Annotated in this window: 24 protein-coding genes; 15 read left to right on the forward strand and 9 right to left on the reverse strand. The window is 70.1% G+C overall.

Features of this window, described 5'->3' with window-relative positions:
* Positions 1 to 65: 65 nt before the first annotated feature.
* The 3 genes from AC07OH_RS25955 (at position 66) to pyk (ending at position 3,814) form a co-directional block, all read left to right on the forward strand.
* Positions 66 to 974: a LysR family transcriptional regulator gene (locus AC07OH_RS25955; RefSeq protein ID WP_495302630.1), complete on the forward strand. Its 909-nt coding sequence runs from the start codon at positions 66 to 68 to the stop codon at positions 972 to 974.
* Between the two features lie 92 nt (positions 975 to 1,066).
* Positions 1,067 to 2,260 (forward strand): phosphoglycerate kinase, encoded by a 1,194-nt coding sequence (locus AC07OH_RS25960; protein WP_495302631.1) that lies wholly within the window; start codon positions 1,067 to 1,069, stop codon positions 2,258 to 2,260.
* Between the two features lie 105 nt (positions 2,261 to 2,365).
* Positions 2,366 to 3,814 carry a pyruvate kinase gene (gene pyk, locus AC07OH_RS25965; protein ID WP_487847605.1) on the forward strand — a complete coding sequence of 483 codons (1,449 nt, stop codon included), beginning with the start codon at positions 2,366 to 2,368 and terminating at the stop codon, positions 3,812 to 3,814.
* A 67-nt stretch (positions 3,815 to 3,881) separates the two neighbouring features.
* Here pyk and AC07OH_RS25970 read toward each other — a convergent pair whose 3' ends face one another.
* The gene (locus tag AC07OH_RS25970) at positions 3,882 to 4,898 is read right to left on the reverse strand and encodes a 1-aminocyclopropane-1-carboxylate deaminase (RefSeq protein WP_495302632.1); all 1,017 of its coding nucleotides are present in this window, start codon (positions 4,896 to 4,898) and stop codon (positions 3,882 to 3,884) included.
* 145 nt (positions 4,899 to 5,043) lie between these two features.
* Here AC07OH_RS25970 and AC07OH_RS25975 point away from each other — a divergent pair, with 145 nt between their 5' ends.
* From AC07OH_RS25975 to AC07OH_RS25985, 3 genes are all read left to right on the forward strand, one after another.
* Positions 5,044 to 5,529 (forward strand): Lrp/AsnC family transcriptional regulator, encoded by a 486-nt coding sequence (locus tag AC07OH_RS25975; protein WP_495302633.1) that lies wholly within the window; start codon positions 5,044 to 5,046, stop codon positions 5,527 to 5,529.
* A gap of 154 nt (positions 5,530 to 5,683) precedes the next feature.
* A complete protein-coding gene (gene fba, locus AC07OH_RS25980) occupies positions 5,684 to 6,748 on the forward strand; it encodes a class II fructose-bisphosphate aldolase (protein ID WP_099793953.1) in 1,065 nt (354 codons plus the stop codon).
* Between the two features lie 100 nt (positions 6,749 to 6,848).
* Positions 6,849 to 7,757, forward strand: a complete 909-nt coding sequence (locus AC07OH_RS25985; RefSeq protein ID WP_062478299.1) for a phosphoribosylaminoimidazolesuccinocarboxamide synthase — start codon at positions 6,849 to 6,851, stop codon at positions 7,755 to 7,757.
* Positions 7,758 to 7,932: 175 nt separating this feature from the next.
* On the opposite strand, the gene AC07OH_RS25990 is transcribed toward AC07OH_RS25985, so the two are convergent.
* The 4 genes from AC07OH_RS25990 to AC07OH_RS26005 all read right to left on the reverse strand — a co-directional run bounded on the left by AC07OH_RS25990 (position 7,933) and on the right by AC07OH_RS26005 (position 11,179).
* Entirely contained in the window at positions 7,933 to 8,376 is a 444-nt protein-coding gene (locus AC07OH_RS25990) for an META domain-containing protein (RefSeq protein ID WP_495302634.1), read from the reverse strand.
* Positions 8,377 to 8,478: 102 nt separating this feature from the next.
* Complete coding sequence (locus AC07OH_RS25995) at positions 8,479 to 9,768, reverse strand: type II toxin-antitoxin system HipA family toxin (RefSeq protein WP_495302657.1); 1,290 nt, start codon at positions 9,766 to 9,768, stop codon at positions 8,479 to 8,481.
* Positions 9,769 to 9,817: 49 nt separating this feature from the next.
* Positions 9,818 to 10,126, reverse strand: a complete 309-nt coding sequence (locus AC07OH_RS26000) for a helix-turn-helix domain-containing protein (RefSeq protein WP_062481916.1) — start codon at positions 10,124 to 10,126, stop codon at positions 9,818 to 9,820.
* A 132-nt stretch (positions 10,127 to 10,258) separates the two neighbouring features.
* Positions 10,259 to 11,179 (reverse strand): tetratricopeptide repeat protein, encoded by a 921-nt coding sequence (locus AC07OH_RS26005; RefSeq protein WP_495302635.1) that lies wholly within the window; start codon positions 11,177 to 11,179, stop codon positions 10,259 to 10,261.
* Between the two features lie 36 nt (positions 11,180 to 11,215).
* On the opposite strand from AC07OH_RS26005, the gene purE reads away from it, so the two are divergent.
* The 3 genes from purE to AC07OH_RS26020 are packed head-to-tail and all read left to right on the forward strand — an operon-like array spanning position 11,216 to position 13,946.
* Positions 11,216 to 11,761 carry a 5-(carboxyamino)imidazole ribonucleotide mutase gene (purE, locus tag AC07OH_RS26010; RefSeq protein ID WP_495302636.1) on the forward strand — a complete coding sequence of 182 codons (546 nt, stop codon included), beginning with the start codon at positions 11,216 to 11,218 and terminating at the stop codon, positions 11,759 to 11,761.
* Positions 11,758 to 12,948, forward strand: a complete 1,191-nt coding sequence (locus tag AC07OH_RS26015) for a 5-(carboxyamino)imidazole ribonucleotide synthase (protein WP_495302637.1) — start codon at positions 11,758 to 11,760, stop codon at positions 12,946 to 12,948. Before purE ends, AC07OH_RS26015 begins: the two co-directional genes overlap by 4 nt.
* A complete protein-coding gene (locus AC07OH_RS26020) occupies positions 12,945 to 13,946 on the forward strand; it encodes an L-threonylcarbamoyladenylate synthase (protein ID WP_492737436.1) in 1,002 nt (333 codons plus the stop codon). The genes AC07OH_RS26015 and AC07OH_RS26020 overlap by 4 nt, the downstream gene beginning before the upstream one ends.
* Positions 13,947 to 13,973: 27 nt before the next feature.
* On the opposite strand, the gene AC07OH_RS26025 is transcribed toward AC07OH_RS26020, so the two are convergent.
* The 3 genes from AC07OH_RS26025 to AC07OH_RS26035 all read right to left on the reverse strand — a co-directional run bounded on the left by AC07OH_RS26025 (position 13,974) and on the right by AC07OH_RS26035 (position 17,728).
* Entirely contained in the window at positions 13,974 to 15,575 is a 1,602-nt protein-coding gene (locus AC07OH_RS26025) for an alpha/beta hydrolase family protein (RefSeq protein ID WP_495302658.1), read from the reverse strand.
* Positions 15,576 to 15,708: 133 nt separating this feature from the next.
* Entirely contained in the window at positions 15,709 to 17,133 is a 1,425-nt protein-coding gene (gene dacB, locus AC07OH_RS26030; protein WP_492682259.1) for a D-alanyl-D-alanine carboxypeptidase/D-alanyl-D-alanine endopeptidase, read from the reverse strand.
* Positions 17,134 to 17,140: 7 nt separating this feature from the next.
* Positions 17,141 to 17,728: an NUDIX hydrolase gene (locus AC07OH_RS26035; protein WP_070063371.1), complete on the reverse strand. Its 588-nt coding sequence runs from the start codon at positions 17,726 to 17,728 to the stop codon at positions 17,141 to 17,143.
* A gap of 78 nt (positions 17,729 to 17,806) precedes the next feature.
* On the opposite strand from AC07OH_RS26035, the gene AC07OH_RS26040 reads away from it, so the two are divergent.
* The 6 genes from AC07OH_RS26040 to pyrF are packed head-to-tail and all read left to right on the forward strand — an operon-like array spanning position 17,807 to position 22,595.
* Positions 17,807 to 18,574, forward strand: coding sequence for a DeoR/GlpR family DNA-binding transcription regulator (locus tag AC07OH_RS26040; RefSeq protein ID WP_095950507.1), 768 nt, complete (start codon positions 17,807 to 17,809; stop codon positions 18,572 to 18,574).
* Positions 18,575 to 18,621: 47 nt separating this feature from the next.
* Complete coding sequence (locus AC07OH_RS26045; protein WP_495302638.1) at positions 18,622 to 19,653, forward strand: DMT family transporter; 1,032 nt, start codon at positions 18,622 to 18,624, stop codon at positions 19,651 to 19,653.
* Complete coding sequence (gene tsaB / locus AC07OH_RS26050; RefSeq protein ID WP_495302639.1) at positions 19,646 to 20,359, forward strand: tRNA (adenosine(37)-N6)-threonylcarbamoyltransferase complex dimerization subunit type 1 TsaB; 714 nt, start codon at positions 19,646 to 19,648, stop codon at positions 20,357 to 20,359. Before AC07OH_RS26045 ends, tsaB begins: the two co-directional genes overlap by 8 nt.
* Positions 20,356 to 20,898, forward strand: coding sequence for a ribosomal protein S18-alanine N-acetyltransferase (rimI, locus tag AC07OH_RS26055; RefSeq protein WP_062483095.1), 543 nt, complete (start codon positions 20,356 to 20,358; stop codon positions 20,896 to 20,898). Before tsaB ends, rimI begins: the two co-directional genes overlap by 4 nt.
* On the forward strand, positions 20,895 to 21,737 hold the full coding sequence (locus tag AC07OH_RS26060) for a uracil-DNA glycosylase family protein (protein ID WP_495302640.1): 843 nt from the start codon (positions 20,895 to 20,897) through the stop codon (positions 21,735 to 21,737). Before rimI ends, AC07OH_RS26060 begins: the two co-directional genes overlap by 4 nt.
* A gap of 33 nt (positions 21,738 to 21,770) precedes the next feature.
* A complete protein-coding gene (gene pyrF / locus AC07OH_RS26065) occupies positions 21,771 to 22,595 on the forward strand; it encodes an orotidine-5'-phosphate decarboxylase (RefSeq protein ID WP_062477481.1) in 825 nt (274 codons plus the stop codon).
* On the opposite strand, the gene AC07OH_RS26070 is transcribed toward pyrF, so the two are convergent.
* Positions 22,592 to 23,326 (reverse strand): helix-turn-helix domain-containing protein, encoded by a 735-nt coding sequence (locus tag AC07OH_RS26070; protein WP_099793925.1) that lies wholly within the window; start codon positions 23,324 to 23,326, stop codon positions 22,592 to 22,594. The genes pyrF and AC07OH_RS26070 overlap by 4 nt on opposite strands.
* Positions 23,327 to 23,334 lie beyond the last annotated feature (8 nt).

Here is a 23,334-nt window from a genome sequence, read left to right on the forward strand (position 1 = left end):
TGGGCAATGCCACGTCTTATGATGCAATCGAAATTAATTCATCGATTGATGAAATAACCATATATATGAACCTCACCCTGCGCCAGCTGCGCGCCTTCGCCGCCGTGGCCGAAACCGGCAGCTTCACCACCGCCGCCGGGCAGCTGCACCTCACGCAGTCGGCGCTCAGCGTGCTGGTGCGCGAGCTCGAACGCGAGATGGGCGTGCAGCTGCTCGACCGCAACACGCGCCGCGTGCAGCTGTCGGAGGCGGGGCGCGAGTTTCTGCCGTCGGTGCACCGGCTGCTCGGCGACCTCACGAGCGCGGTCGCGGGCGTGACCGACCTGCGTGACAAGAAGAAAGGGCTGTTGCGGCTCGCAGCGCCGCAACTCATGGCCTGTACGCTGATGCCGCGCGTGATCGCCGCCTACCGCGAGGCGTACCCCGACGTGGACGTGCGCCTGGCCGACACGCTGCCCGAGCACCTGCTGCTGGGCGTGGCGGCCGGCGACGTCGAGCTGGCCGTGGGCCAGGACGTGGCGGTGGACGCCGCCGCCATCGAGCGCCGCACGCTGTTCCGCGACCGCCACTGGCTGATCTGCCCGCCCGACCACGCCTTCGCCAAGCGCCGCAAGGTGCGCTGGCACGAACTGGGGCCCTACACCTTCATCGCGCCCACGCGCGACTTCCGCCAGCGCGTGCTGCCCGAGCTGGGGGCCGAGGAGCGCGCTTTTTTGATGCGGCCGGGCACGCAGGAGGTGTCGTACATGACCACCGCGCTGGGCATGGTGGCCTCGGGGCTGGGGCTGACCGTGTGCCCGACCTACTCGGCGTCGCTGGTGCGCGCGCACGGGCTGCAGATGGTGCGGCTCGAGTCGCCCGACTTCCACCGCGAGGTCTGCGTGTACAGCGCGGCGCGGCGTTCGCTGTCGCCCGCGGCGGCGAGCTTCGTCGGCATCCTGGAGCAGTTCGCGACCGCGCAGCCGAAGGGCTGAAAAAGCATCACCGCCCCGCAAGAGACGCGCAGGGGCGCCAGAGGGCGAAAACTACAATGCGGGCAGTCCCGTCTTTCACCATCCTCAGACCCATGAACGTCATTCGATTCACCGACCTCTGTGCGCAAGGCAAGGCCGCCGGCCAGCGCGTCTTCATCCGTGCCGACCTCAACGTGCCGCAGGACGATGCCGGCCGCATCACCGAAGACACGCGCATCCGCGCCTCGGTGCCCTGCATCCAGCTGGCGCTCGACGCCGGCGCGGCCGTGATGGTCACCTCGCACCTGGGCCGCCCGACCGAGGGCGAGTTCAAGCCCGAAGACTCGCTGGCCCCCGTCGCCCAGCGCCTGGGCGAGCTGCTCGGCCGTGAAGTTCCGCTGGTGGCCAACTGGGTCGACGGCGTCGACGTGAAGCCCGGCCAGGTCGTGCTGCTGGAGAACTGCCGCGTCAACAAGGGCGAGAAGAAGAACGACGAAGCGCTGGCCCGCAAGCTGGCCGCGCTCACCGACATCTACGTGAACGACGCCTTCGGCACCGCCCACCGCGCCGAAGCCACCACCTACGGCATCGCGCAGTTCGCCAAGGTGGCCGCGGCCGGTCCGCTGCTGGCGGCCGAGATCGACGCCATCACCAAGGCGCTGGCCCAGCCCAAGCGCCCGCTGGTCGCCATCGTGGCGGGCTCGAAGGTCAGCACCAAGCTCACCATCCTGAAGAGCCTGTCGGCCAACGTCGACCAGCTGATCGTCGGCGGCGGCATCGCCAACACCTTCATGCTGGCCGCGGGCCTGTCGATCGGCAAGTCGCTGGCCGAGCCCGACCTGCTCGACCAGGCCAAGGCCGTGATCGACGCCATGCGCGCGCGCGGCGCCGACGTGCCGATCCCGGTGGACGTGGTCACGGCCAAGACCTTCGCGGCCGACGCGCCCGCCACCGTCAAGGCCGCCACCGACGTGGCCGACGACGACCTGATCCTGGACATCGGCCCGAAGACGGCCGCCATCCTGGCCGCGCAGCTGCGCGAAGCCGGCACCATCGTCTGGAACGGCCCCGTGGGCGTGTTCGAGTTCGACGCCTTCGCGGGCGGCACCAAGGCCATCGCGCAAGCCATTGCCGAAAGCAGCGCCTTCTCGATCGCCGGCGGCGGCGACACCCTGGCGGCCATCGCCAAGTACGGCATCGAAAAGCAGGTCGGTTACATCTCGACCGGCGGCGGTGCCTTCCTCGAGGTGCTGGAGGGCAAGACCCTGCCGGCCTTCGAGATCCTGGCCAAGCGCGCGGCGGGCTGATTCCGGCGGCGGTCCGGCCACGGGAGGGAAATCCCCCGTGGCGACTGACTTCCGTTCGACACACAAAGTGTATACAGTAGCGAATACAAAACGGAGACCCCCTTCATGAGCTCGGACCGCATCCCCCGCCACGCCACCAAGATCGTCGCCACCCTCGGCCCCGCCTCCAGCACGCCGGAATTGCTGGAACAGATGATCCTGGCCAAGGTCAGCGTGGTGCGGCTGAACTTCAGCCACGGCACGGCGCAGGACCACATCGACCGCGCCACCATGGTGCGTGAGGCGGCCCGCAAGGCCGGCCGCGAAGTGGCCATCATGGCCGACCTGCAGGGCCCCAAGATTCGCGTCGGCAAGTTCGCGCAGGGCAAGATCTGGCTGGAGCCGGGCGCCAAGTTCGTGCTCGACGCCTCGCGCACCGAGCTGGGTGATGTCGATGCCGTCGGCCTCGACTACAAGGACCTGCCGCGCGACGTGAAGCCCGGCGACAAGCTGCTGCTGAACGACGGCCTGATCGTGCTCACGGTCGACGGCGTCAAGGGCGAGGCGGTGCACACCACCGTCAAACTGGGCGGCGAGCTGTCGAACAACAAGGGCATCAACAAGCAGGGCGGCGGCCTCACGGCGCCCGCGTTGACGGCCAAGGACATGGAAGACATCAAGACCGCGATGAGCTTCCAGGCCGACTACGTGGCCGTGAGCTTCCCCAAGAACGCCACCGACATGGAAATGGCGCGCCAGCTGTGCAACGTGGCGGCCGCCGAGTACGGCCACAAGCCCGGCATGATCGCCAAGATCGAGCGCGCCGAAGCCATTCCGAAGCTGGAAGAAATCCTGCGCGCCAGCGACGGCATCATGGTCGCCCGCGGCGACCTGGCCGTGGAAGTGGGCAACGCCGCCGTGCCGGCGCTGCAGAAGAAGATGATCCGCATGGCGCGCGACATGGACAAGGTGGTCATCACCGCGACCCAGATGATGGAGTCGATGATCACCAACCCCGTGCCCACCCGCGCCGAGGTGAGCGACGTGGCCAACGCCGTGCTCGACGGCACCGACGCCGTGATGCTCTCCGCCGAAACCGCCTCGGGCCGCTACCCGCTCGAGACCGTCCAGGAAATGAGCCGCATCTGCGAAGCCGCCGAGGCCGCCGAAGACAAGACGCTCGACGCCGACTTCAGCGGCAAGACCTACAGCCGCATCGACCAGTCGATCGCCATGGGCGCGCTGTTCACGGCGCACCACCTGGGCGCCAAGGCCATCGTGGCGCTGACCGAATCGGGCTCCACCATCCTGTGGATGAGCCGCCACCGCGCGCACATTCCCATGTACGCGCTGACCTCGCGCCTGTCCACGCAGCGCAAGCTGGCGCTGTACCGCAACGTGCGCCCGCTGCTGATGGACTCGCAGACCGACCGCGACACCGCGCTCGAACAGGCGGAAGCCCATCTGAAGAAGCGCGGCATCGTGCAAAGCGGTGACGTGTACGCGATCACCTGCGGCGAGCCGATGGGGGCGCCGGGCGGCACCAACATGCTGAAGATCTGCAGAGCGCGCTGAGCCAGTTCGTTCGCAACAAGACAAAGGCCGGCGCATGCCGGCCTTTTTCGTTGGGCGGTCAGCCCGCTCAGCCGTTGCGGAACAGGAAGCTGTAGGCGTTGAGCGCCGGCACACCGCCCAGGTGCGCGTAGAGCACCTTCGAGCCCGCCGGGAATTCGCCCAGCCGCACCTTCTCGATCATCCCGTGCATCGACTTGCCCTCGTACACCGGGTCGGTCAGCATGCCCTCGAAGCGCGCGCTCAACCGGATCGCCTCCAGCGTGCCTTCGTTCGGCAGCCCGTACTCGGGCCCGCCGAAGCGGCGGTCGAGCACCACGTCCTTCTCGGTGATGTCGCGGCCCAGCTCGACCAGCTCGGCCGTGTTTTTGGCGATGCGCAGGATCTGCTCGTAGGTCTGCTGCGGCTTGGCCGAGGCGTCGATGCCGATCACGCGCTCGGCGCGCCCGTCGGCCGCGAAGCCCACCACCATGCCGGCCTGCGTGCTGCCCGTGACGGAGCAGACCACGATGTAGTCGAACTTGAAGCCCAGCTCGGTCTCCTGCTGGCGCACTTCCTCGGCAAAGCCCACGAAGCCCAGCCCGCCGCGCGGGTGCTCCGAGCAGCCCGCAGGGATCGGGAAGGGCTTGCCGCCGGCCGCGCGCACGTCGGCCATCGCCTGTTCCCAGCTCTGGCGGATGCCGATGTCGAAGCCCGCCGCGTCCAGCCGCACGTCGGCGCCGAGGATGCGCGACATCTCGATGTTGCCGACCCGGTCGTACACCGCGTCGGAGTAGTTGACCCAGTTCTCCTGCACCAGCACGCACTTCAGGCCCAGGTGTGCGGCCACGGCCGCGACCTGGCGCGTCTGGTTCGACTGGATGCCGCCGATCGACACCAGCGTGTCGTAACCGCCTTCGAGCGCCTCGGGGATCAGGTACTCCAGCTTGCGCGTCTTGTTGCCGCCGAAGGCCAGGCCGCTGTTGCAGTCCTCGCGCTTGGCGTAGAGCTCGACCTTGCCGCCCAGGTGGGCGCTCAGGCGCTTCAGCGGCTGGATCGGCGTGGGGCCGAAGGTCAGGGCGTGGCGGGGGAATTTCTTCAGGTTCATCGACGCAGCTCCAAAAGCGGTGAGGGGGTGAAGCTGTCGATCGTAGGAAGAAGGGTTTGCAATGTGCTTGCGAAGTTCGCTGGATTTGGCGTTCAAAAGAAGGCAGGATCGCCGAGAAGAAAGCTTTTCATCCGAGAAGGAAGCCATGAGCACAACAAAGTTGCGTGCCACGACCGAGCTCGATCGCACCGACCGCGCGATCCTGCGCGCCCTGCAGCGCGACGCCTCGGTGTCGAACGTGGCGCTGGCCGCCAAGGTGAACCTCAGCGCGCCGGCCTGCCTGCGGCGGGTCGAGCGGCTCCGAGCCGCGGGCTTCATCAAGGGCGTGGTCGCCCTGCTGGACCCCGACGCGCTCGAGGTCGGCATGCTCGTGATGATCGGCGTGGTGCTCGACCGTTCCACGCCCGACTCCTTCGCCGATTTCGAGAAGGCGGCGCAGAAGGTGTCGGGCTGCCTCGAATGCCACGTCGTCACGGGCGAATTCGACTACTTCATGCTCGTGCGCACCCGCGACAACGACAGCTTCAACCGCCTGCATGCCGAGCAGCTGCTGTACCTGCCGGGCGTGCGGCAGATCCGGACTTTCGTGGTGCTCAAGCAGGTGCTGTCGACCACGCAGTTGCCGATCTGAAAAAGTTGAAAAAGAGCTGCGCGCCAGTACCCGTGGCGCCCGGGGTGGCGTCGGCCCTGTCCCACAAGGGGGCTCGGTAGAATCGGGGTAGTTTTCTCCCGACTTTCCGCCTTCTCTTTTTCCCGTCTTTTTCTATTCCCACGAGGTATTTCCCATGGCACTCGTCTCGATGCGCGAACTGCTGGACCACGCCGCCGCCAACGGCTACGGCATTCCGGCCTTCAACGTCAACAACCTCGAACAGGTCCAGGCCGTCATGGAGGCCGCCAAGGAAACCGGCGCGCCCGTCATCCTGCAGGCCAGCGCCGGCGCCCGCAAATACGCGGGTGAAGCCTTCATCAAGCACCTGATCCAGGCCGCCATCGAGCAGTACCCGAACATCCCGCTGGTGATGCACCAGGACCACGGCCAGAGCCCGGCCATCTGCCAGGGCGCGATCGACCTGGGCTTCTCGTCCGTGATGATGGACGGTTCGCTGCACGAAGACGGCAAGACGCCCGCTTCGTTCGACTACAACGTCGACGTGACCCGCAAGGTGGTCGAACTGGCCCACAAGGTCGGCGTCACGGTCGAAGGCGAACTGGGCTGCCTGGGCTCGCTCGAAACCGGCCTGGCCGGTGAAGAAGACGGCATCGGCGCCGAAGGCGTGCTCGACCACGCGTCGCTGCTCACCGACCCCGAAGAAGCCGCGCAGTTCGTGAAGGCCACGCAACTGGACGCGCTGGCCATCGCCATCGGCACCAGCCACGGCGCCTACAAGTTCACGCGCAAGCCCACGGGCGACATCCTGTCGATCCAGCGCGTGAAGGAAATCCACGCCCGCCTGCCCAACACCCACCTGGTGATGCACGGCTCGTCGTCGGTGCCGCAAGACCTGCTGGAAATCATCCGCAAATACGGCGGCAACATGAAGGAAACCTACGGCGTACCCGTCGAGGAAATCCAGGAAGCCATCAAGTACGGCGTGCGCAAGATCAACATCGACACCGACATCCGCCTGGCGATGACCGGTGCCGTGCGCAAGTTCCTGGCCGAGAACCCCGAGAAGTTCGACGCCCGCGAGTGGCTCAAGCCCGCGCGCGAAGCCGCCAAGCAGATCTGCAAGCAGCGCTACATCGAGTTCGGCTGCGAAGGCCAGGGCGCCAAGATCAAGGGCGACACGTTGCAGGTCGTCGCTGCCAAGTACGCCAAGGGCGACCTGGCGCAGCAAGTCATCTAACGAAGACAGACTGCGCGCCGCAGGCCACCGCTCGCGGTGGCTTTTTTCTGCGCGCACAATCCGCTTTTCCCGTCACCGTTTCCCAGCCGAGCATCCGTCCATGACCACCGTTCACACCTCTTCCATCCAGAGCCTGCCCCTGCTTGCGCGCGGCAAGGTGCGCGACAACTACGCCGTCGGCGAAGACCGCATCCTGATGGTCGCGAGCGACCGGCTCAGCGCCTTCGACGTGATCATGGGCGAGCCCATCCCGGGCAAGGGCGAGATCCTCACCAAGATGGCGCTGTGGTGGTTCGACCGCCTGGGCGCGCTGTGCCCCAACCACCTGACGGGCGAGGCGCCCGAGAGCGTGGTGCAGCCCGACGAGGTGGCGCAGGTCACGGGCCGCTCGATGCTGGTCAAGCGCCTGCGCCCGATCCCGGTCGAAGCCGTGGTGCGCGGCTACCTGGCCGGCAGCGGCTGGAAGGAATACCAGGACAACCGCGCGGTCTGCGGTGTGCCGCTGCCCGAGGGCCTGACCAACGCGAGCAAGCTGCCGCGCCCGATCTTCACGCCCGCAGCCAAGGCCGCGGCCGGCGAGCACGACGAGAACATCAGCTACGAGCGCGTGGTCGAGGTCGTCGGCCCCAAGCTGGCCCAGCAGATCCGCGAGGTCAGCATCGCCATCTACGAGGCGGCGGCCCAGATCGCGCTGGCCAAGGGGATGATCATTGCCGACACCAAGTTCGAGTTCGGCCTGGACGAGAACGACACGCTGGTGCTGATGGACGAGGTGCTCACGCCCGACAGCTCGCGCTACTGGCCGGTCGAGGGCTACGAGGCCGCGCTGGCCGCCGGCACCAACCCGCCGAGCTACGACAAGCAGTTCGTGCGCGACTGGCTCGAAGCCACCAAGATCAACGGCAAGCCCTGGGACAAGACGCCCCCGGCGCCGCGCCTGCCGGCCGAAGTCATCGAGAAGACGGCCGCCAAGTACCGTGAGGCGCTGGACCGCCTCACCCATGGCTGACCTGATTCAGGTCGCTCTTTCCCCATAGCTCACGGCGCTGTGCACGCCCCCGATGCATCAAGGGGAGTGAGCCTTTCGCGAGACACCGCGGAACCGGCTTCGCCGGGCCGCAGGTGTCGCCCCCGGTGAGGGGGTTGGCGTAGCGACACGAAGTGCGCGAAGCCTGGGGGAGTTCCTACCTGTTGCCGCTGCTGAGCAGCGCGACCGTGCGGCCGCTGCCATCGAGCAGCGCGAGCCGCCCCGGCGCCAGCCGGTAGCTGGTCGTGTTCTGCAGCGCCGACAGGAACTGCGCCTCGTTGGCGCCGCGCACCGGGTCCGCGCAGGCCATGCGGGTCGCGGCCATCTGGCCGAGCTTGAGCGACACGCCCGCGCGCGTGAATGATCCCGTGACGCGGTTGCAGCCGCCCGACCCGCTCACCCGTCCGCTGTTGCGGTCGAACTGCAACTGGGCATCGCCGCCCGGCGCGATGGGCTCGTCGCCCAGCTGCACCAGGCGCCACACCGGCCCTTCGATCGGCTCGTCGAGGCTGATGCCGCTGCCGCAACCGGTCAGGGCGGTCAGCAGCAGCGCGGCCGATGCAATGGCGGGGAGCGCGGGACGGCGGGCGAAGGAACGCATGGCCAATTTTCCTTTTCAATCTGCAACAAGTTAAAACCGGCGCCATCGTATGCGACGCCGTGGCCGGTGCGAAGACAGGCCCGATGGCGCATCCGGGCTTCTTCAGGCCGCGAGGCTGGCGAGGGCCACGCCGCTCGCGAGGCGCGCCTCGACGCAGCGGCGCACGCTGGCCGGCGTGCCGTCCTGCGCCAGCAGCGCGGGCCACTCGGCCTGGGCCTGGCGCACGGTGTCGCGCGCGATGGCCATCAAACGGGCCGGCCGCAGCAATCCGGCCGCGCGCAGCAGCGCCTCCAGCGCCGGCCCGTCGAAGGCACGCAGCGTGGCGTCGATGGCGCGGTTGACGCCGTAGTCGCGCGCCGGCACGTCCTCGAAGAAGGCGGCCACGCAGACCGGGTCGTACAGCGGCGCGAGCACTGGCGCCACGCCGTCGGGGTAGCGCAGCGCCCAGTTCTTCAGGTGCGCGTCGCTGTTGCCCAGCAGGATGAAGGCCACGAGGCGGCGCACGCACTCGCGCACGTCGGCCACCGGGTTCGGCGACAGGCGGTCGAGCACGCGCAGCATGGCGGGCCAGTCGGTGGCCAGCCCGCGGCCGTACTTCTGGCGCGGTTCGTACTGCAGCACCTGCGCGAACTCTTCCATGTGGATGCGCCCGCCCTCGGGCGTGCGGTCGAAGCGGCGCACCGCCAGGATCTGCGCGAAGGGCACCTGCTCGGGCAGGTCGGCGTCGGCCCGGTCGATCACGTGGGCCTGCGCGCAGTCGAGGCCGAGCGCGCCGCACAGGCGGTAGCCGGTGTATTCGTTGGCGACCAGGTCGGGGTGGCGCGTGCTCGGCAGCTTGAGGATGAACGAGCCCGCCGCGCCGTGGCGCTTGACCACGTAGCGCCGCCCGTCCTGCACCGCCGAGAACTTGGTCACCACGCCGGGGATGGCGGCGGCGTCTTCCACCGGCATCTCGACGAAGCCGGGTTCGAGCACGTCGAGCCCCAGCGCCGTGTGCCAGTGGCGCACGGTGTCGGGAATGCCCTCGGACGTGGGCACGGGCTCGACCTCGAGCGCGCCCATCAGGTCGTGCCCGGCGGCGGCCAGCAGCTCGAACTCGTCGTCGGCCGCGCAGCCGCGCTGCTGCGCCAAGCGCTCGCGGTTGTGGCCCTCAGGCAGCAGGTTCTGGAAGTAGCTGGGCCAGCGGCCATCGCTGCGCGAGACGCGGGTGTCGCGCGCCGAGGCGAGGATGGCGCGCGTGGCCGCCTCGTCCGCGCCGCGGTAGGCCAGTGAGAGCGTGGGGCGGCCCGGGTCGGCGATGTAGGCCTCGTCGAAGGACACGCGCAGGATGTCGCCGTACTGCGAGAGGTAACCGATGGCGCGCCGCCCGCCACCGGGCAGGTGCAGGTGCATCCGCAGGTAGCGGATGCCCGTGTTGAAGGCGGCGCGCGTGCTCACCGCCTCACCGGTTCTCGTCGGCCAGGCTCTGCGCGATGGACGGCGGCGCGCCCACGCCCGCCGGCTGGCCGAGCAGGCGCCCGCCCGAGCGCACGAAGTCTTCGAGTTGCGGGCGCAGGCTGGCGGGCACGGGCATCAGCTCGAGCCCCAGCACGCGCGCCATTTCGAGCAGCGTCGACAGGCGCGGATCGATCTGGCCGCTTTCGATGCGCTGCACCGTCATGCGCGACAGCCCGGCGCGCGTGGCCAGCGCCTCCTGGCTCAGGCCGCCGGCCTTGCGGGCTTTTTCGAGTTCTTCGGTCAGTTGGAGCATTACAGTGCGCTTTTATCGGAAATTGAGTAGCAATGCTATCTATATGGGGCGGTGGCGGCAATAAAAAAGCGACCCACAGGTCGCTTTCTTGTTCAATTGCGCACTGAAAGGCGCAATGCGTCGTTCAGCCGTTCAGCTCAACACCACGCTGCTCAGGCGGCGGCGGTACGTGGCCACCACCGGATCGTCCGGCGGAATCTGCCCGTCGGCGACCTTCACCTTCGGCGGCTCGATCACGTCGAGGATCGCGATGTAGGTCTTGCGCGCGAGGTCTTCGCTCCAGCTCTTGTCGCGCATGAGGATGTCGAGCAGCTCGTCCATCGCGTCGGTCCAGCGCTGGGCGGCCATCAGCAGGCGGGCGCGGTTGAAACGGGCGTCGAAGTCGCGCTTGTTGACGGCAATCTTGTCGTCGAAATCGCCCAAAGTCGGCGCGGCGCCGGTCACGGGGGCGGCGAAGTCGATCGCATCCATCCAGCGCTGCAGCGAGTCGAAGCGGCGCACCAGCGTGGTCTTGGCGATCACCGGCGCAAAGGCGACCTTGGCGTCGTCGATGCGGCCTTCCTGCAACAGCAGCTTGATGTAGTCGAAGCGCGCGTCGTCGTTGGCCGGGTCGGTGGCCACGGCGTGCTGCAGCTTCTCGAGCGCGCCCAGGGTGTCGCCCTCGGCCAGCGCTTCCTGCGCGGCGGCGCCTTCCGACGCCGCCTCGGCTTCCTCCGCGCCCGGCACGTGCTTGTCGAGGAACTCGCGGATCTTCTCGGCGGGAATGGCGCCCACGAAGCCGTCCACCGGCTGGCCGTCCTTGAACATCACGCAGAACGGGATGCTGCGCACGCCGAACATCTCGGACAGCTGCGACGAAATCTGCGGCACCTTGTCGGCGTCCAGCTTGGCCAGCGTGAAGCGGCCGGCGTACTCGGTTTCGAGCTTTTCGAGCACCGGGCCGAGCTGTTTACAGGGGCCGCACCATTCGGCCCAGATGTCCAGCAGCACCGGCGTGGCGACCGAGCCTTCGATCAGCTCGGCCTGGAAATTTTCGAGAGTGATGTCGATCATCGGGAACAGCTGGAGGTGAAACGTAAAATTGAAACCATGAACGAAACCATTCAGGTCGGTGTAGTGATGGGCTCGAACTCCGATTGGGAGACGATGCGCCACGCGGTCGAGATTCTCCAGCAATTCGGAATCAGCCACGAAGCGAAGGTGGTCTCGGCCCACCGGATGCCCGATGCGCTGTTCGCGTACGCCGAAAGCGCCGCCGGGCGCGGGCTCACCGCGATCATCGCCGGGGCGGGCGGCGCGGCCCACCTGCCGGGCATGCTGGCGTCGAAAACCACGGTGCCGGTGCTCGGCGTGCCGGTGGCCAGCCGCCACCTGCAGGGCGTCGATTCCCTCTACAGCATCGTGCAGATGCCCAAGGGCGTGCCCGTGGCCACCTTTGCCATCGGCACCGCCGGCGCGGCCAACGCGGCGCTGTTCGCGGTGGCGATGCTGGCGGTGAACAACCCGGCGCTGCGCGCCCAACTCGATGCCTTCCGCACGGCCCAGACCGCCGCCGCGGAGGCCATGGTGCTGCCGCCGCCCGAAACGGGCGCGGCGGTGTCGCCCTTCTCGCCGCAAGGCGGGGGTGCGCTGTGAGCACCGGCCATTCGGGTGACCTGCCCATCCTCCCGGGCGCCACGCTCGGCGTGCTCGGCGGCGGCCAGCTCGGGCGCATGTTCGCGCACGCGGCCCAGCGCATGGGCTACTTCACCGCGGTGCTCGACCCCGACGCCGACAGCCCCGCCGGCCGCGTGAGCCATCACCACATCCACACCGACTACGCCGACGTCGACGGTCTGGCCCGCCTCGCCGGCCTGGCCGACGCGGTGACCACCGAGTTCGAGAACGTGCCCGCGCCCTCGCTGGAGCACCTGGCGGTGGCGCGGCCGGTGTCGCCCGCCGCCTCGGCCATCGCCATCGCGCAGGACCGCATCGCCGAGAAGGCGCACTTCACGCGCTGCGGCGTGCCCTGCGCGCCCTATGCCGTCATCGAGACCGCGGAGCAACTGGCCGCCGTTGATGACCAGCTGCTGCCCGGCATCCTCAAGACCGCCCGCCTGGGCTACGACGGCAAGGGCCAGCAGCGCGTGAAGACGCGCGCCGAGCTGGTCGAGGCCTGGCAGGCCGCCGGCTGCGTGCCCTGCGTGCTCGAAAAGATGCTGCCGCTCGAGTTCGAGTGCTCGGTGATCCTGGCGCGCGGCCGCGACGGCCAGATCGTGCATTTCCCGCCGCAGCGCAACCTGCACCGCGACGGCATCCTCGCCGTGACCGAGGTGCACCCGCAGAACATGCCCAAGACCGTGGCGCAGGGCGCGGTCAATTCCGCCAAGAGCATCGCCAGCGGCCTGGATTACGTGGGCGTGCTGTGCGTCGAGTTCTTCGCGCTGGCCGACGGCTCGCTGGTGGTGAACGAAATGGCACCGCGCCCGCACAACAGCGGCCACTACACGATGGAAGCCTGCGACGTGTCGCAGTTCGAGCTGCAGGTGCGCACCCTCGCCGGCCTGCCGCTGACCGCGCCGCGCCAGCACAGCCCCGCCGTCATGCTCAACCTGCTGGGCGACCTGTGGTTTCCGGACGGCGCGGCCGACGGCAAGCCGGTGTCGCCGCGCTGGAGCGAAGTGCTTGCCGTGCCCGGCGTCCATCTGCACCTGTACGGCAAGATGGCGCCGCGCCGCGGCCGCAAGATGGGCCACCTGACCCTCACCGGCGCCACGCTCGAGAGCGTGCGCGCCAACGCCTCGCAGGCCGCGCTGCTGCTGGGCCTGCCGGCGCTCGCATGATCCTCGACGGCCACGCTCCCGACGCCATCGCCGAGGCCGCGCGCGTGTTGCGCGCGGGCGGGCTGGTCGCCTTCCCGACCGAGACCGTCTACGGCCTGGGTGCCGACGCCAGCAGCGACACCGCCGTTGCCGGCATCTTCGCGGCCAAGGGCCGGCCGGCCGACCATCCGCTGATCGTCCACGTGGCGGCGGGCGCCAAGGGCGCGCAGGCGCTGTCGCGCTTCGCCCAGCCGCTGCCGCCTTTCGCGCAGAAGCTCGTGCAGGCCTTCTGGCCCGGCCCGCTCACGCTGATCGTCACGCGCCAGCCCGGCGTGGGCACGGCGGCGGCCGGCGGGCAGGACACCATCGGCCTGCGCTGCCCCGCGCACCCGGTGGCGCAGGCGCTGCTCGAAGCCTGCGCCGAGCAGGGCGTGCCCGGCCTGGCGGGGCCCAGCGCCAACCGCTTCGGCCGCGTCAGCCCGACCACGGCGCAGCACGTGCACGACGAGTTCGGCGACGCGCTGCTGGTGATCGACGGCGGTGCCTGCGAGGTGGGCATCGAATCGACCATCGTCGACTGCAGCCGGGGCGCGCCCGTGCTGCTGCGCCCGGGCCTCATCACGCGCGACCAGATCGAAGCCGCCGTCGGCGAGCCGCTGCGCGACCGCGAGGTGCTCGACACCCCCGACCCGCGCGCCTCGGGCACGCTGGAGGCGCACTACGCGCCCGACGCCAAGGTGCGGCTGATGGACCCCAAGGCCATTCAGACCGGCCTCGACGTGCTCGGCGCCAACGCCGCGCACATCGCCGTGTGGACGCGCAGCAACGTGCGCAGCCGCTCGCAGCGCGTGCTGCTGCGGCGCATGCCCGACGACGCCGCCGCCACCGCGCAGCAGCTGTTCGCGGTGCTGCGCGAGTTCGACGCGCAGGGCGTGAAGCTGATCTGGGTCGAGACGCCGCCCGACACGCCCGAGTGGGAAGGCGTCAAGGACCGCTTGCAGCGCGCTGCAGCGGCCTGATCAACGCCTCTCAGGCTGCCGCGGGGCTCAGCCCCCGGCCGCCAACACCCCCTGGAAGAACCCGCGCGCTGCCGCCAGGCAGAACGGCGGCGCCAGCGTGCCGTGGTAGGCCGCGGTCACGGCGCGTGCCTTGTCGGCGGCGCTGCCCGGCGTGCTCTGCGTCAGCAGGTCCTTGGCCTGCGCGAAGCCGGCGCGTGCCGCCGAATAGCTGTCGGTGGCGCCGCGGTCTTCCAGGTCGACCACCGCGAGCGCGGCGGCCGGCATGCCCTTGGCGCGGAAGTAGCCGGCCGTGGCGCGGGTGCTCAGGAAGTTCACGGTCGGGTCGTTCGCGCCGCTGCACAGCAGCATCGGCTTGGTCGGCACCCAGTTGCGCAGGTCGTTGGCGATGGCTGCCTTGCGGAAGCCCGTGGACGGCTTGCAGTCCAGCGGCGAGGCCGAACTCAGCGACGCGGCCGTGGCCGGCAGTGCGTTGCCGGGGCAGGGGTTCGACTGGATGTCGGTGGCCGCCTGCGTGAGGAAGCTCTGCTTGATGAGGTTGTTGGCCCCATAGAAGATCGCCAGCTCGGGGCTCACCGGGCCCGGCTTGCCGTCGGCCGGGAACAGCGCCAGCTGCGGCAGCTTGCCGCTGGAGAACAGCGTGCCCGGCGAGAGGGTGGGCAGCAGCGTGTCGATGCCGGTGGCGTACTGCGCTTCGTAGACGTCGCTGGTGCTGGTGTAGACGTTGCCGAACTGCTGCTGCCAGCTGGTCGACAGCAGCGGCACGAACAGGGTCGAGCCCAGCGCTGGCCAGCCCAGGTAGGTGTAGTCGGTCAAGAGGCTGATGGCCGAAGGCGCGGCCAGCGGGGCCGAGGCCGTCACGGTCTTGCCGGTGGCCTGCATCTCGCGGTGCGCGGCCATCGCCACGTAGCCGCCCTGCGAATAGCCGGTGATGAACAACGAGCCGGCGTCGTTCGCGCCGATGTCCGAGAAGGTCTTGCGCGCCGCGGTGAGCGCATCGACCATGTCCTTGCCCTGCTGCTCGCCGTTGAGGTACGGGTGGTAGGGCAGCGTCGACTTGTCGTAGCCCGCGTAGTTGGGCGCCACCACGATGTAGCCCTGCGCCGCGAACATGGCGGCCACCATCAGGCCCTCGCCGGCGGCCGGCTGGGTGGTGTCGGTCCACTTGGCGAGGTTGTAGTTGCGCGCCGGCGTGGTGCCGTGCGCGTACAGCACCACGGGGCGCGCGCCGCTGCAGGCGACGTCGGAACCCGAGGGCACCATGATCGCGGCGGTGGCGTTGGTGGCTTCGTTCTTGCCGCCGACGGTGCGGTACTCGAGGTAGCGCATGTCGACGCCGCACTTGGGCGCGCCGGTGACCTGCAGCAGCGCCTTGCCCTGGTCGGAGGCCTGCAGGCTGGCCCTGAACTGGTCGGCCGTGAGCTTGGTGCCCTGCTCGGGCGGGCTGGTGACGACCGTGCCGCGCCCGGTGTCGCTGCCGCCGCCCGGCGGCGGAAAGCCGATGCCGCCCCCACCGCCGCCGCCGCCCCCGCCGCAGGCGGCGAGCAGCAACGTGGCGCCGGCGAGCGTCGCCGCGGCGGTGACCCGGCGGGCCGGGAAGGACGAGGGCTGTGAATGCCGTGGGTGCTGCAAGGTCAAGGCGCGTCTCCTGGAGTTGTATCGAAAACGAACGAGCGTCCGATTCTGGGCAGCGCCATGGCCGCGCGCAAGCAGCGTTTGCGAGCAGAACCTATTCAGTAGCGGGGCGCCTCGGGCCCCGTCCGAGTCACTGGTCCTGCGCGGTCCAGTCGATCAGCGCGTCGAAGGCGGCGCGCGCGGCACCGGCGTTCTCGCCGTTGGCGATGGCCACCAGCACGTAGCGCCGGCCGCTCGCGCCGTGCACGTAGCCGGCCACGCCCGAGGCGTCGCGCAGCGTGCCGGTCTTCAGGTGGGCCGCGCCGCCCGAGCGCAGCGTGCGCCGCTTCAGCGTGCCGTCCACGCCCATCGCGGGCAGCGAGGCCACCAGTTCGGGCATCACGGGCGAGCGCCACGCCACCTGCAGCATCTTGCCGAGCGCGGCGGCGCTGATGCGCTCGTCGCGCGACAGGCCCGAGCCGTTCTCGAACACCGGCGACGCCTCGCCGGTGCCGATGCGCTCGCGCCACCACTGGCCCAGCGCGCTGCGCGAGGCCTCGAAGGTGCCGCGCTGCTTCTGCGTGAGGCCCAGCGTGAGGAACACCTGCTGCGCCATCACGTTGTTGCTGTACTTGTTGATGTCGCGCACCACTTCTGCGAGCGGCGGAGACTCGAAGTCGAAGGCCGGCTTCAGGCCCGCGGGCACGCGGCCCTCGCGCATCTGGCCGCCCACGCGCCCGCCCATCTCGGCCCACATGCCGCCGATGGCGCGCAGGCTGTAGGTGCGCGGATCGGCGTAGGCCACGGCCCAGCTCTTCTCGCCGCAGCCGGTGGGAAAGCCGCCGTTGAAGCGGATGCGGTTCACGTCGCTGAAGTCGGGCTTGAGCGCGCCGCGCCAGTCGCCGCATTCGCCGGGCGCCAGCGGCACGGTGGGCGGCATCGCCACGCTGGCCAGCGGGGGCTCGTAGCTCACGCGCGCGAACTGGCCCGCGCGGTCGGGCGCGAAGGTCATGTTGACCGACTTGAAGTTCACCAGCAGCGCATCGGGCGAGGCGTTGTAGGGGCGCAGCGGCTCGCCGTCGAAGGCGGCCGGGTCGTTCTCGACCGTGGTCTCGAAGGCGCTGCGGTCGATCACGATGTCGCCGCTCACGGTGGTGATGCCCAGGCCCTGCACATGGCGCAGCAACAGCCACACGCGTTCGAGCACCAGCTTGGGATCGCCCTGGCCCTTGATGTAGAGGTTGCCGTTGAGCACGCCGTTGGCCACCGAGCCCTCGACGTAGACCGGCGTGTTCCAGCTGTAGGCCGGGCCGAGCAGGTCGAGCGCCGCGTAGGTGGTCACCAGCTTCATGATCGAGGCCGGGTTCACCGGCACCTGCGAGCGCCAGGCCAGGCGCGGCGCGCGGCCCGCGTCGGCATCGGCCACGAGCAGGGTCACGGCCTCGCGCGACACCTTGGCGCGCGCGAGGGCGGCATCGACCTGGGGCGGAAGGGCTTGCTGGGCGAGGGCGCCGGCCGGGGCCAGCAGGGCGAGGGTCAGCGCGAAGGTCTGCGCACGGCGGGAGGCAAAAGGCATCCGCGGATTATCCCGGCGGGAACACGTGCAGCTTCGCGTGGTACAGCAGCATGATCGTCTTGGCGTCGGCGATGCGGCCGTCGGCCACCATGGCCAGCGCCTCGTCGATGCCCAGCTCGAGCACCTCGATGTCCTCGCCCTCCTCCGCCAGCCCGCCGCCCGCGCCGACGCGCATCGAGGCCTCGTAGGGCGCGACGAAGAAGTGCAGCTTCTCGGTCACCGAACCCGGGCTCATGAAGCTCTCGAACACCTTCTGCACGGTGCCGAGCCGGTAGCCCAGTTCTTCTTCCACCTCGGCGCGGATGCGTTCCTCGGGCGCGGCGTTGTCCAGCAGGCCCGCGGCCGCCTCGATCAGCAGGTCGTCGTGGCCGTTGACGAAGGCCGGGTAGCGGAACTGCCGCGTGAGCAGCACCGTGCGCTGGCCCAGGTGATAGGGCAGCAGCGTGGCGCCGTTGCCGCGGTCGTAGGTCTCGCGGTGCATGCGCTGCCACTCGCCGTCGTTGCGCCGCCAGTCGAAGGCGGTGGTGCGCAGCGTGTACCAGTTGTCGGACAGGAGGGTGACTTCGTGCACCCGGACGCGGTCGTGGATGGTCATGGCGGCGAGCATAGAACCGAATTCGTGCAATATCAAGAAGGTTCGTGCAATAACGTGCAAACACGTTACCATCGGCCCATGCTCACCCGACCGCGCAAGCAACACATCCTCTCGGTCCTGCGGCGCGACGGCCAGGTCGTCGCCAAGGCGCTCAGCGAGGAACTGGCCTTGTCCGAAGACACCATCCGCCGCGACCTGCGCGAGCTCGCGGCCGAAGGGCTGCTGCAGCGCGTGCACGGCGGCGCGCTGCCGGTCGCGGCGGCCGAGGCCGACTTCAGCGGGCGCCAGCAGCTCGCGCCCGACGAAAAAGTGGCCATCGGCCGCGCCGCCGCGCGCCTCGTGAAGCCGGGGCAGGTGGTGTTCATCGACGGCGGCACCACGGCCGTGCAGCTGGCGCGCCACCTGCCGCTCGCGCTGCAGGCCACGGTGGTCACGCACAGCCCGTCGGTGGCGGTCGAGCTGGCGGCGCACACCGGCATCGAGGTGGTGCTGATCGGCGGGCGCCTCTTCCGGCATTCGATGGTGGCGGTCGGCGCGGCGGCCATGGCGGCCATTTCGCGCATCCACGCCGACACGTATTTCATGGGCGCCACCGGCGTGCACGCCGAGGCGGGCCTGACCACGGGCGACGCGGAGGAGGCCGAGATCAAGCGCGCGCTGATGGCCGCGGCGGCCGAAACCGTCGTGCTGGCTTCGTCCGAAAAGCTCGGGGCCGCGTCGGCCTGGGTGGTCAGCCCGCTGGCGGACGCGACGCAGCTGCTGGTGGCGCCGCAGGCCCCCGAGCAGGCGCTGGCGCCGCTGCGCGCGGCGGGGCTGGCGATCCTGCGCGCCGACGAGGCCGGCTGATTCGCCCCGCCCCTGCGCGGCCGGGGCCTGCCCTCGATAATGGCGGGATGCCCGCCGCGCCCCCGCAGACCTCCCCGCCCCTCCTGTCTCCCCGCATGCTCGGCATCGGCGCGGCCGTGGTCACCGTCGTGGTCTGGACCGCCTTCATCCTCATCGCGCGCGCCTCGGCTGCGCGCTCGCTCACGCCCTTCGACCTGGCCTTTGCGCGCGTCTGCGGCGCCAGCCTGGTGCTGGTGCCGTGGGGCGCGTGGCTGGCGACGAAGCACCGCGGCGCGGTGTCCTCGTTCTTCGGCCTGTCGCCGCTGTCGCTGCGCGTGACGGCCACCGCCGGCATTTTCGGCGGCGTGGCCTACGCCCTCATCGCCTACAGCGGCTTCTTCTTCGCACCGGCCGGCCATGCGGCCGTGCTGATGCCCGGCAGCCTGCCGCTGTGGACCACGCTGCTGGCCGCGCTGGTGCTGCGCGACCGCATCACGCCCACGCGCGCCATCGGCCTGGCGATGATCGTCGCGGGCGACCTCGTGGTCGGCGGGCGCAGCCTGCTGCACGCCTTCGAGGGCGGCGAGGTCTGGAAGGGCGACCTGATGTTCATGGGCGCCGCCTTCTGCTGGGCCTGCTACAGCGTGGTGGCGCGCCGCCACGGCCTGGACGCCGTGCGCGCGACCATCGCCATCACCGTGTTCGCCTTGATGACCTACGTGCCGGTCTACACCTTGCTGGTGGCCTCGGGCGCGGTCGTGAGCCACATCGGCAGCGCGCCGTGGGGCGAGGTCGCATTCCAGATGGCCTTCCAGGGCGTGGGCTCGGTGGTGATCTCGGGCATCACCTTCACCAAAATGATCCAGCACTTCGGCCCCGTGCGCACCACCATGATCACGGCGCTGGTGCCAGGCCTGTCGGCCTTCGGCGCGGTGCTGTGGCTGGGCGAGCCGATGCACTGGAGCCTGGTTGCCGGCCTTGCGCTGGTGACGGCCGGCATCCTGTTCGGCGTGCGCAAGGCCGCGGCCGTGCGCGTGGCCGCGCCGGCGCCGGTCTGCCCGACGCCGTGCCCGGCGGGAATGGGGCGTCCGAATGTCTGACAAGCTGCTGGCCTTCGACACGAGCACCGAGCACCTGTCGGTCGCGGTGCGCCACGGCGACCGCGTGCTGGCGCACAGCGGCGTGGGCGGCGCGCAGGCGTCGAGCACGCTGCTGCCGCTGATCCGCGAGCTGCTCGCCGACGCGGGGCTTGCGCTCGCCGAGCTCGACGCCATCGTCTTCGGGCGCGGCCCGGGCTCCTTCACCGGCCTGCGCACCGCCTGCTCGGTGGCGCAGGGCCTGGCCTTCGGCGCCAAGGTGCCGCTGCTGCCGGTCGACACCCTGCTGGCCGTGGCCGACGAGGCGCGCCATGCCTTCGGCGCGCAGCGCGTGGTGGCCGTGCTCGACGCGCGCATGGACCAGCTCTACGCCGCGCACTACGACTTCGCCGCCGCCGGCCCGTTCGGCGGCGACCCCGAGCCGCTGCTGCTCGCCCCCGAGGCGCTCGAGGTGCCGGCCGGCTGGGCGCTCGCCGGCAATGCCTTCACCGCTTACGGCCCGCGCCTGGCGAACGCCACGGCCCGCCACGAGGTGCTGCCCACGGCCGCCGCCATGCTGCGCCTGGCGCCCGCGCTGCTCGCGGCCGGACGCACCGTGCCCGCCGCGCAGGCCTGGCCGCTCTATGTTCGCGATAAAGTGGCGCAAACCACCGAGGAACGCGCCGCCATCAAGGCTGCTGCCGCTGCCGTTCCGCCGAACCCCGCATGAGCGCCGTCCTCCAGTCCGTCGAAGCCCGTCTTGAACCGCTCACCGTCGAGCGGATCGATGCCGTGTGCGCGGTCGAGCAGACGGCCTACACGCACCCCTGGACGCGCGCCAACTTCACCGATTCGATGGCCGTGGGCTACCACTGCCAGTGCCTGCTGGCGCCCGGCGTGGCGCCGGGTGTCGAGTCGCCCTGCACCAGCCTGGGCGAAACGCTGATCGGCTACTTCGTCGCCATGAAGGGCGTGGACGAGGTGCACCTGCTCAACATCACCGTGGCGCCGGCTTTCCAGCGCCAGGGCTGGGCGCCGCTCATGCTCGAAGCGCTGGCCGGCTGGTCGCGCGGCGAGGGCGCGCTGTGGCTGTGGCTCGAGGTGCGCGAAAGCAACCGGCGCGCGCTCGACATCTACCTGCGGCAGGGCTTTCGCAGCGTCGGCGTGCGCAAGGGCTATTACCCGGCGTTCGACGGCAAGCGTGAAGACGCGGTCGTCATGAGCATGCGCCTCAACGAAACAGGCTCCGCCTGGGGAGCTTTGCGATGACGGACACCGCGGTCCACACCCTGCGCCTGGACGCGCGCCAGCGCGCCATGCTCGACGAGATGGGCGTGAAGGTCTGGTGGCCCGTGCCGCCGGAACCCGAGATCGAAGTCGAAGCCGAGCCGGAGGTCCCCGTGGCCGCTGATTCCGGCATGCCCGACATGCCCGAAGGTCCGCCGCTGGAGCTCGACGATCGCGACCAGTCCTACGACGCGCCCCCGCCGTCGCCCTCGCCACGCCCGGCACCGGCACCCGTCGCCCGCCCCGTGGCCGCGCCGGCCCCGCGTCCCGTCGCAGCACCGCCCGTGGCGCAAGGCGCCGCCGTGCTGGTCGAAGCACCCTGCCGCCTGTACGCCGACAAGGCCGACGCCGCGGCGCCGGTGCAGGGCGGCTGGCTGGTCGTCGCCGACATGCCGCCCGAGGCCGATGGCCGCCACGGCGAGCCCTTCGCGGGCGACGCCGGCCGCCTGCTCGACAACATGCTGCGCGCGCTGAAGCTGCACGACGGCCGCACGCCCGTGCACCTGATGCGCACGCACCGCGGCGTGGCCGCCGGCCAGCCCGGCAGCCCGCAGCCGATCGACGCCGCCTTCGACGCCCACGCGGCGGCGCTGGCGCCCTGCGTCGTGCTGGCGATGGGCCCGCTGGCCGCGCAGAGCCTGATGCAAAGCCGCGATCCGCTGGGCAAGCTGCGCGGTCGTGCCGTGCCGCTGGCGTCGGCGAACGGCGTGCCGGTGGTCGCCACCTACCACCCCGCCTACCTGCTGCGCAACCCGGCCGACAAGGCGCGCGCCTGGGCCGACCTGTGCCTGGCCGCAGAGCAGGCCACCCCTTCGGCCTGAGGCCGGCGGGCGGGGTCCGTAAAATCGGGCCCCATGACTTTCCTCGACAAGCTGGCCGCTGCACAGCAAACCAACGGCTCGCTGCTCTGCGTGGGCCTCGACCCGGAGCCCGCCAAATTCCCGGGGGCGTACAAGGGCGACGCCAGCCGCATCTATGACTTCTGCGCGCGCATCGTCGACGCGACGGCCGACCTGGTCATTGCCTTCAAGCCCCAGATCGCCTACTTCGCGGCCCACCGCGCCGAAGACCAGCTCGAACGCCTGATGGAGCACATGCGCCGCAACGCGCCCCATGTGCCCACCATCCTGGACGCCAAGCGCGGCGACATCGGCTCCACCGCCGAGCAGTACGCGCTCGAAGCCTTCGAGCGCTACGGCGCCGACGCCGTGACCCTGTCGCCCTTCATGGGCTTCGACTCGGTCGCGCCCTACCTCCAGTACGAAGGCAAGGGCGCCTTCCTGCTGTGCCGTACCAGCAACCCCGGCGGTTCCGACCTGCAGGGCCAGCGCCTGGCCAGCGTCGAAGGCCAACCTTTCCTGTACGAGCACGTCGCCCGCCTGGCGCAGGGCCCGTGGAACCTCAACGGCCAGCTCGGCCTCGTGGTGGGCGCGACCTACCCGGCCGAGATCGAGCGCGTGCGCGAACTCGCGCCGACGGTGCCGCTCTTGATCCCGGGCGTCGGAGCCCAGGGCGGCGACGCGGTCGCCACCGTGCGCGCCGGCTGGCGCGCCGACGCGCCGATCATCGTGAACTCGTCGCGGGCGATCATTTACGCCTCGTCGGGCGAAGACTTCGCCGACGCGGCGAAGAACGCGGCGCGCACCACGCGCGACGCATTGGAAGCTGCCAAGCCTTAGTTTCTGCGCAGGCGGGTGAACGCCTCGAACTCCCAATTGCGCATGCCCAGCAGCAGGGTGTAGCCCTCGCGGTCCTTCGCCGACAGCTTCTGGTCGGTCTGGTGCTGCTGCGCAAAGTCTTGCGCCACGCGCTGCAAGCGCTCCAGGAAGGCCGGTGCCAGCGACCGGCTGATCGAGCCGTGCACCAGCAGCAGGCCTTCGGCCGGGCCGTCGAAGCCGCCCTTGTAGTAGTCGAGCACCACGTTCTCGCGGAAGAACTCCATCACCGGGCCGTGCGGGCGCCAGCGGAAGGTTTTCGCGAGCTTCAGGCGATACCGGTTGAGCGGGCGCAGCTCGATGATGCCGATGCGGTCCAGCTGCGCCAGGCAGCCGATGCATTCGGGCTCGGTGATCCGGTACGACGCCACGATCTGCTCCAGCGTCCACTGGCTCAGCACGCTGATCGCCACCAGCAGCAGCTTCTTGTCCTTGACCACGGCCTTTTCCTGCTCGTGGGTCAGCTCCTTCAGCAGCGGCTGGGCGTCGGCCACGCGCCGCGCCAGCTCGGCGAAATCGATCTTCAGGGCGCGGCAGATCGCGTCGACGCGCGACAGCGGCATGTCGCTCTTGGCCAGCATGCGCTTGACGCTGGACTCCGCCATGTCCAGCGACCGGGCCAGGTCGGCATACGTCATGCGGGCGCTTTTGAGTTCGTTCTTGAGGGCCTGGACCAGGTCGACGGTGGTACTCATGTAAGGGG

The organism is Variovorax sp. GW821-FHT10C12, from assembly GCF_059415405.1.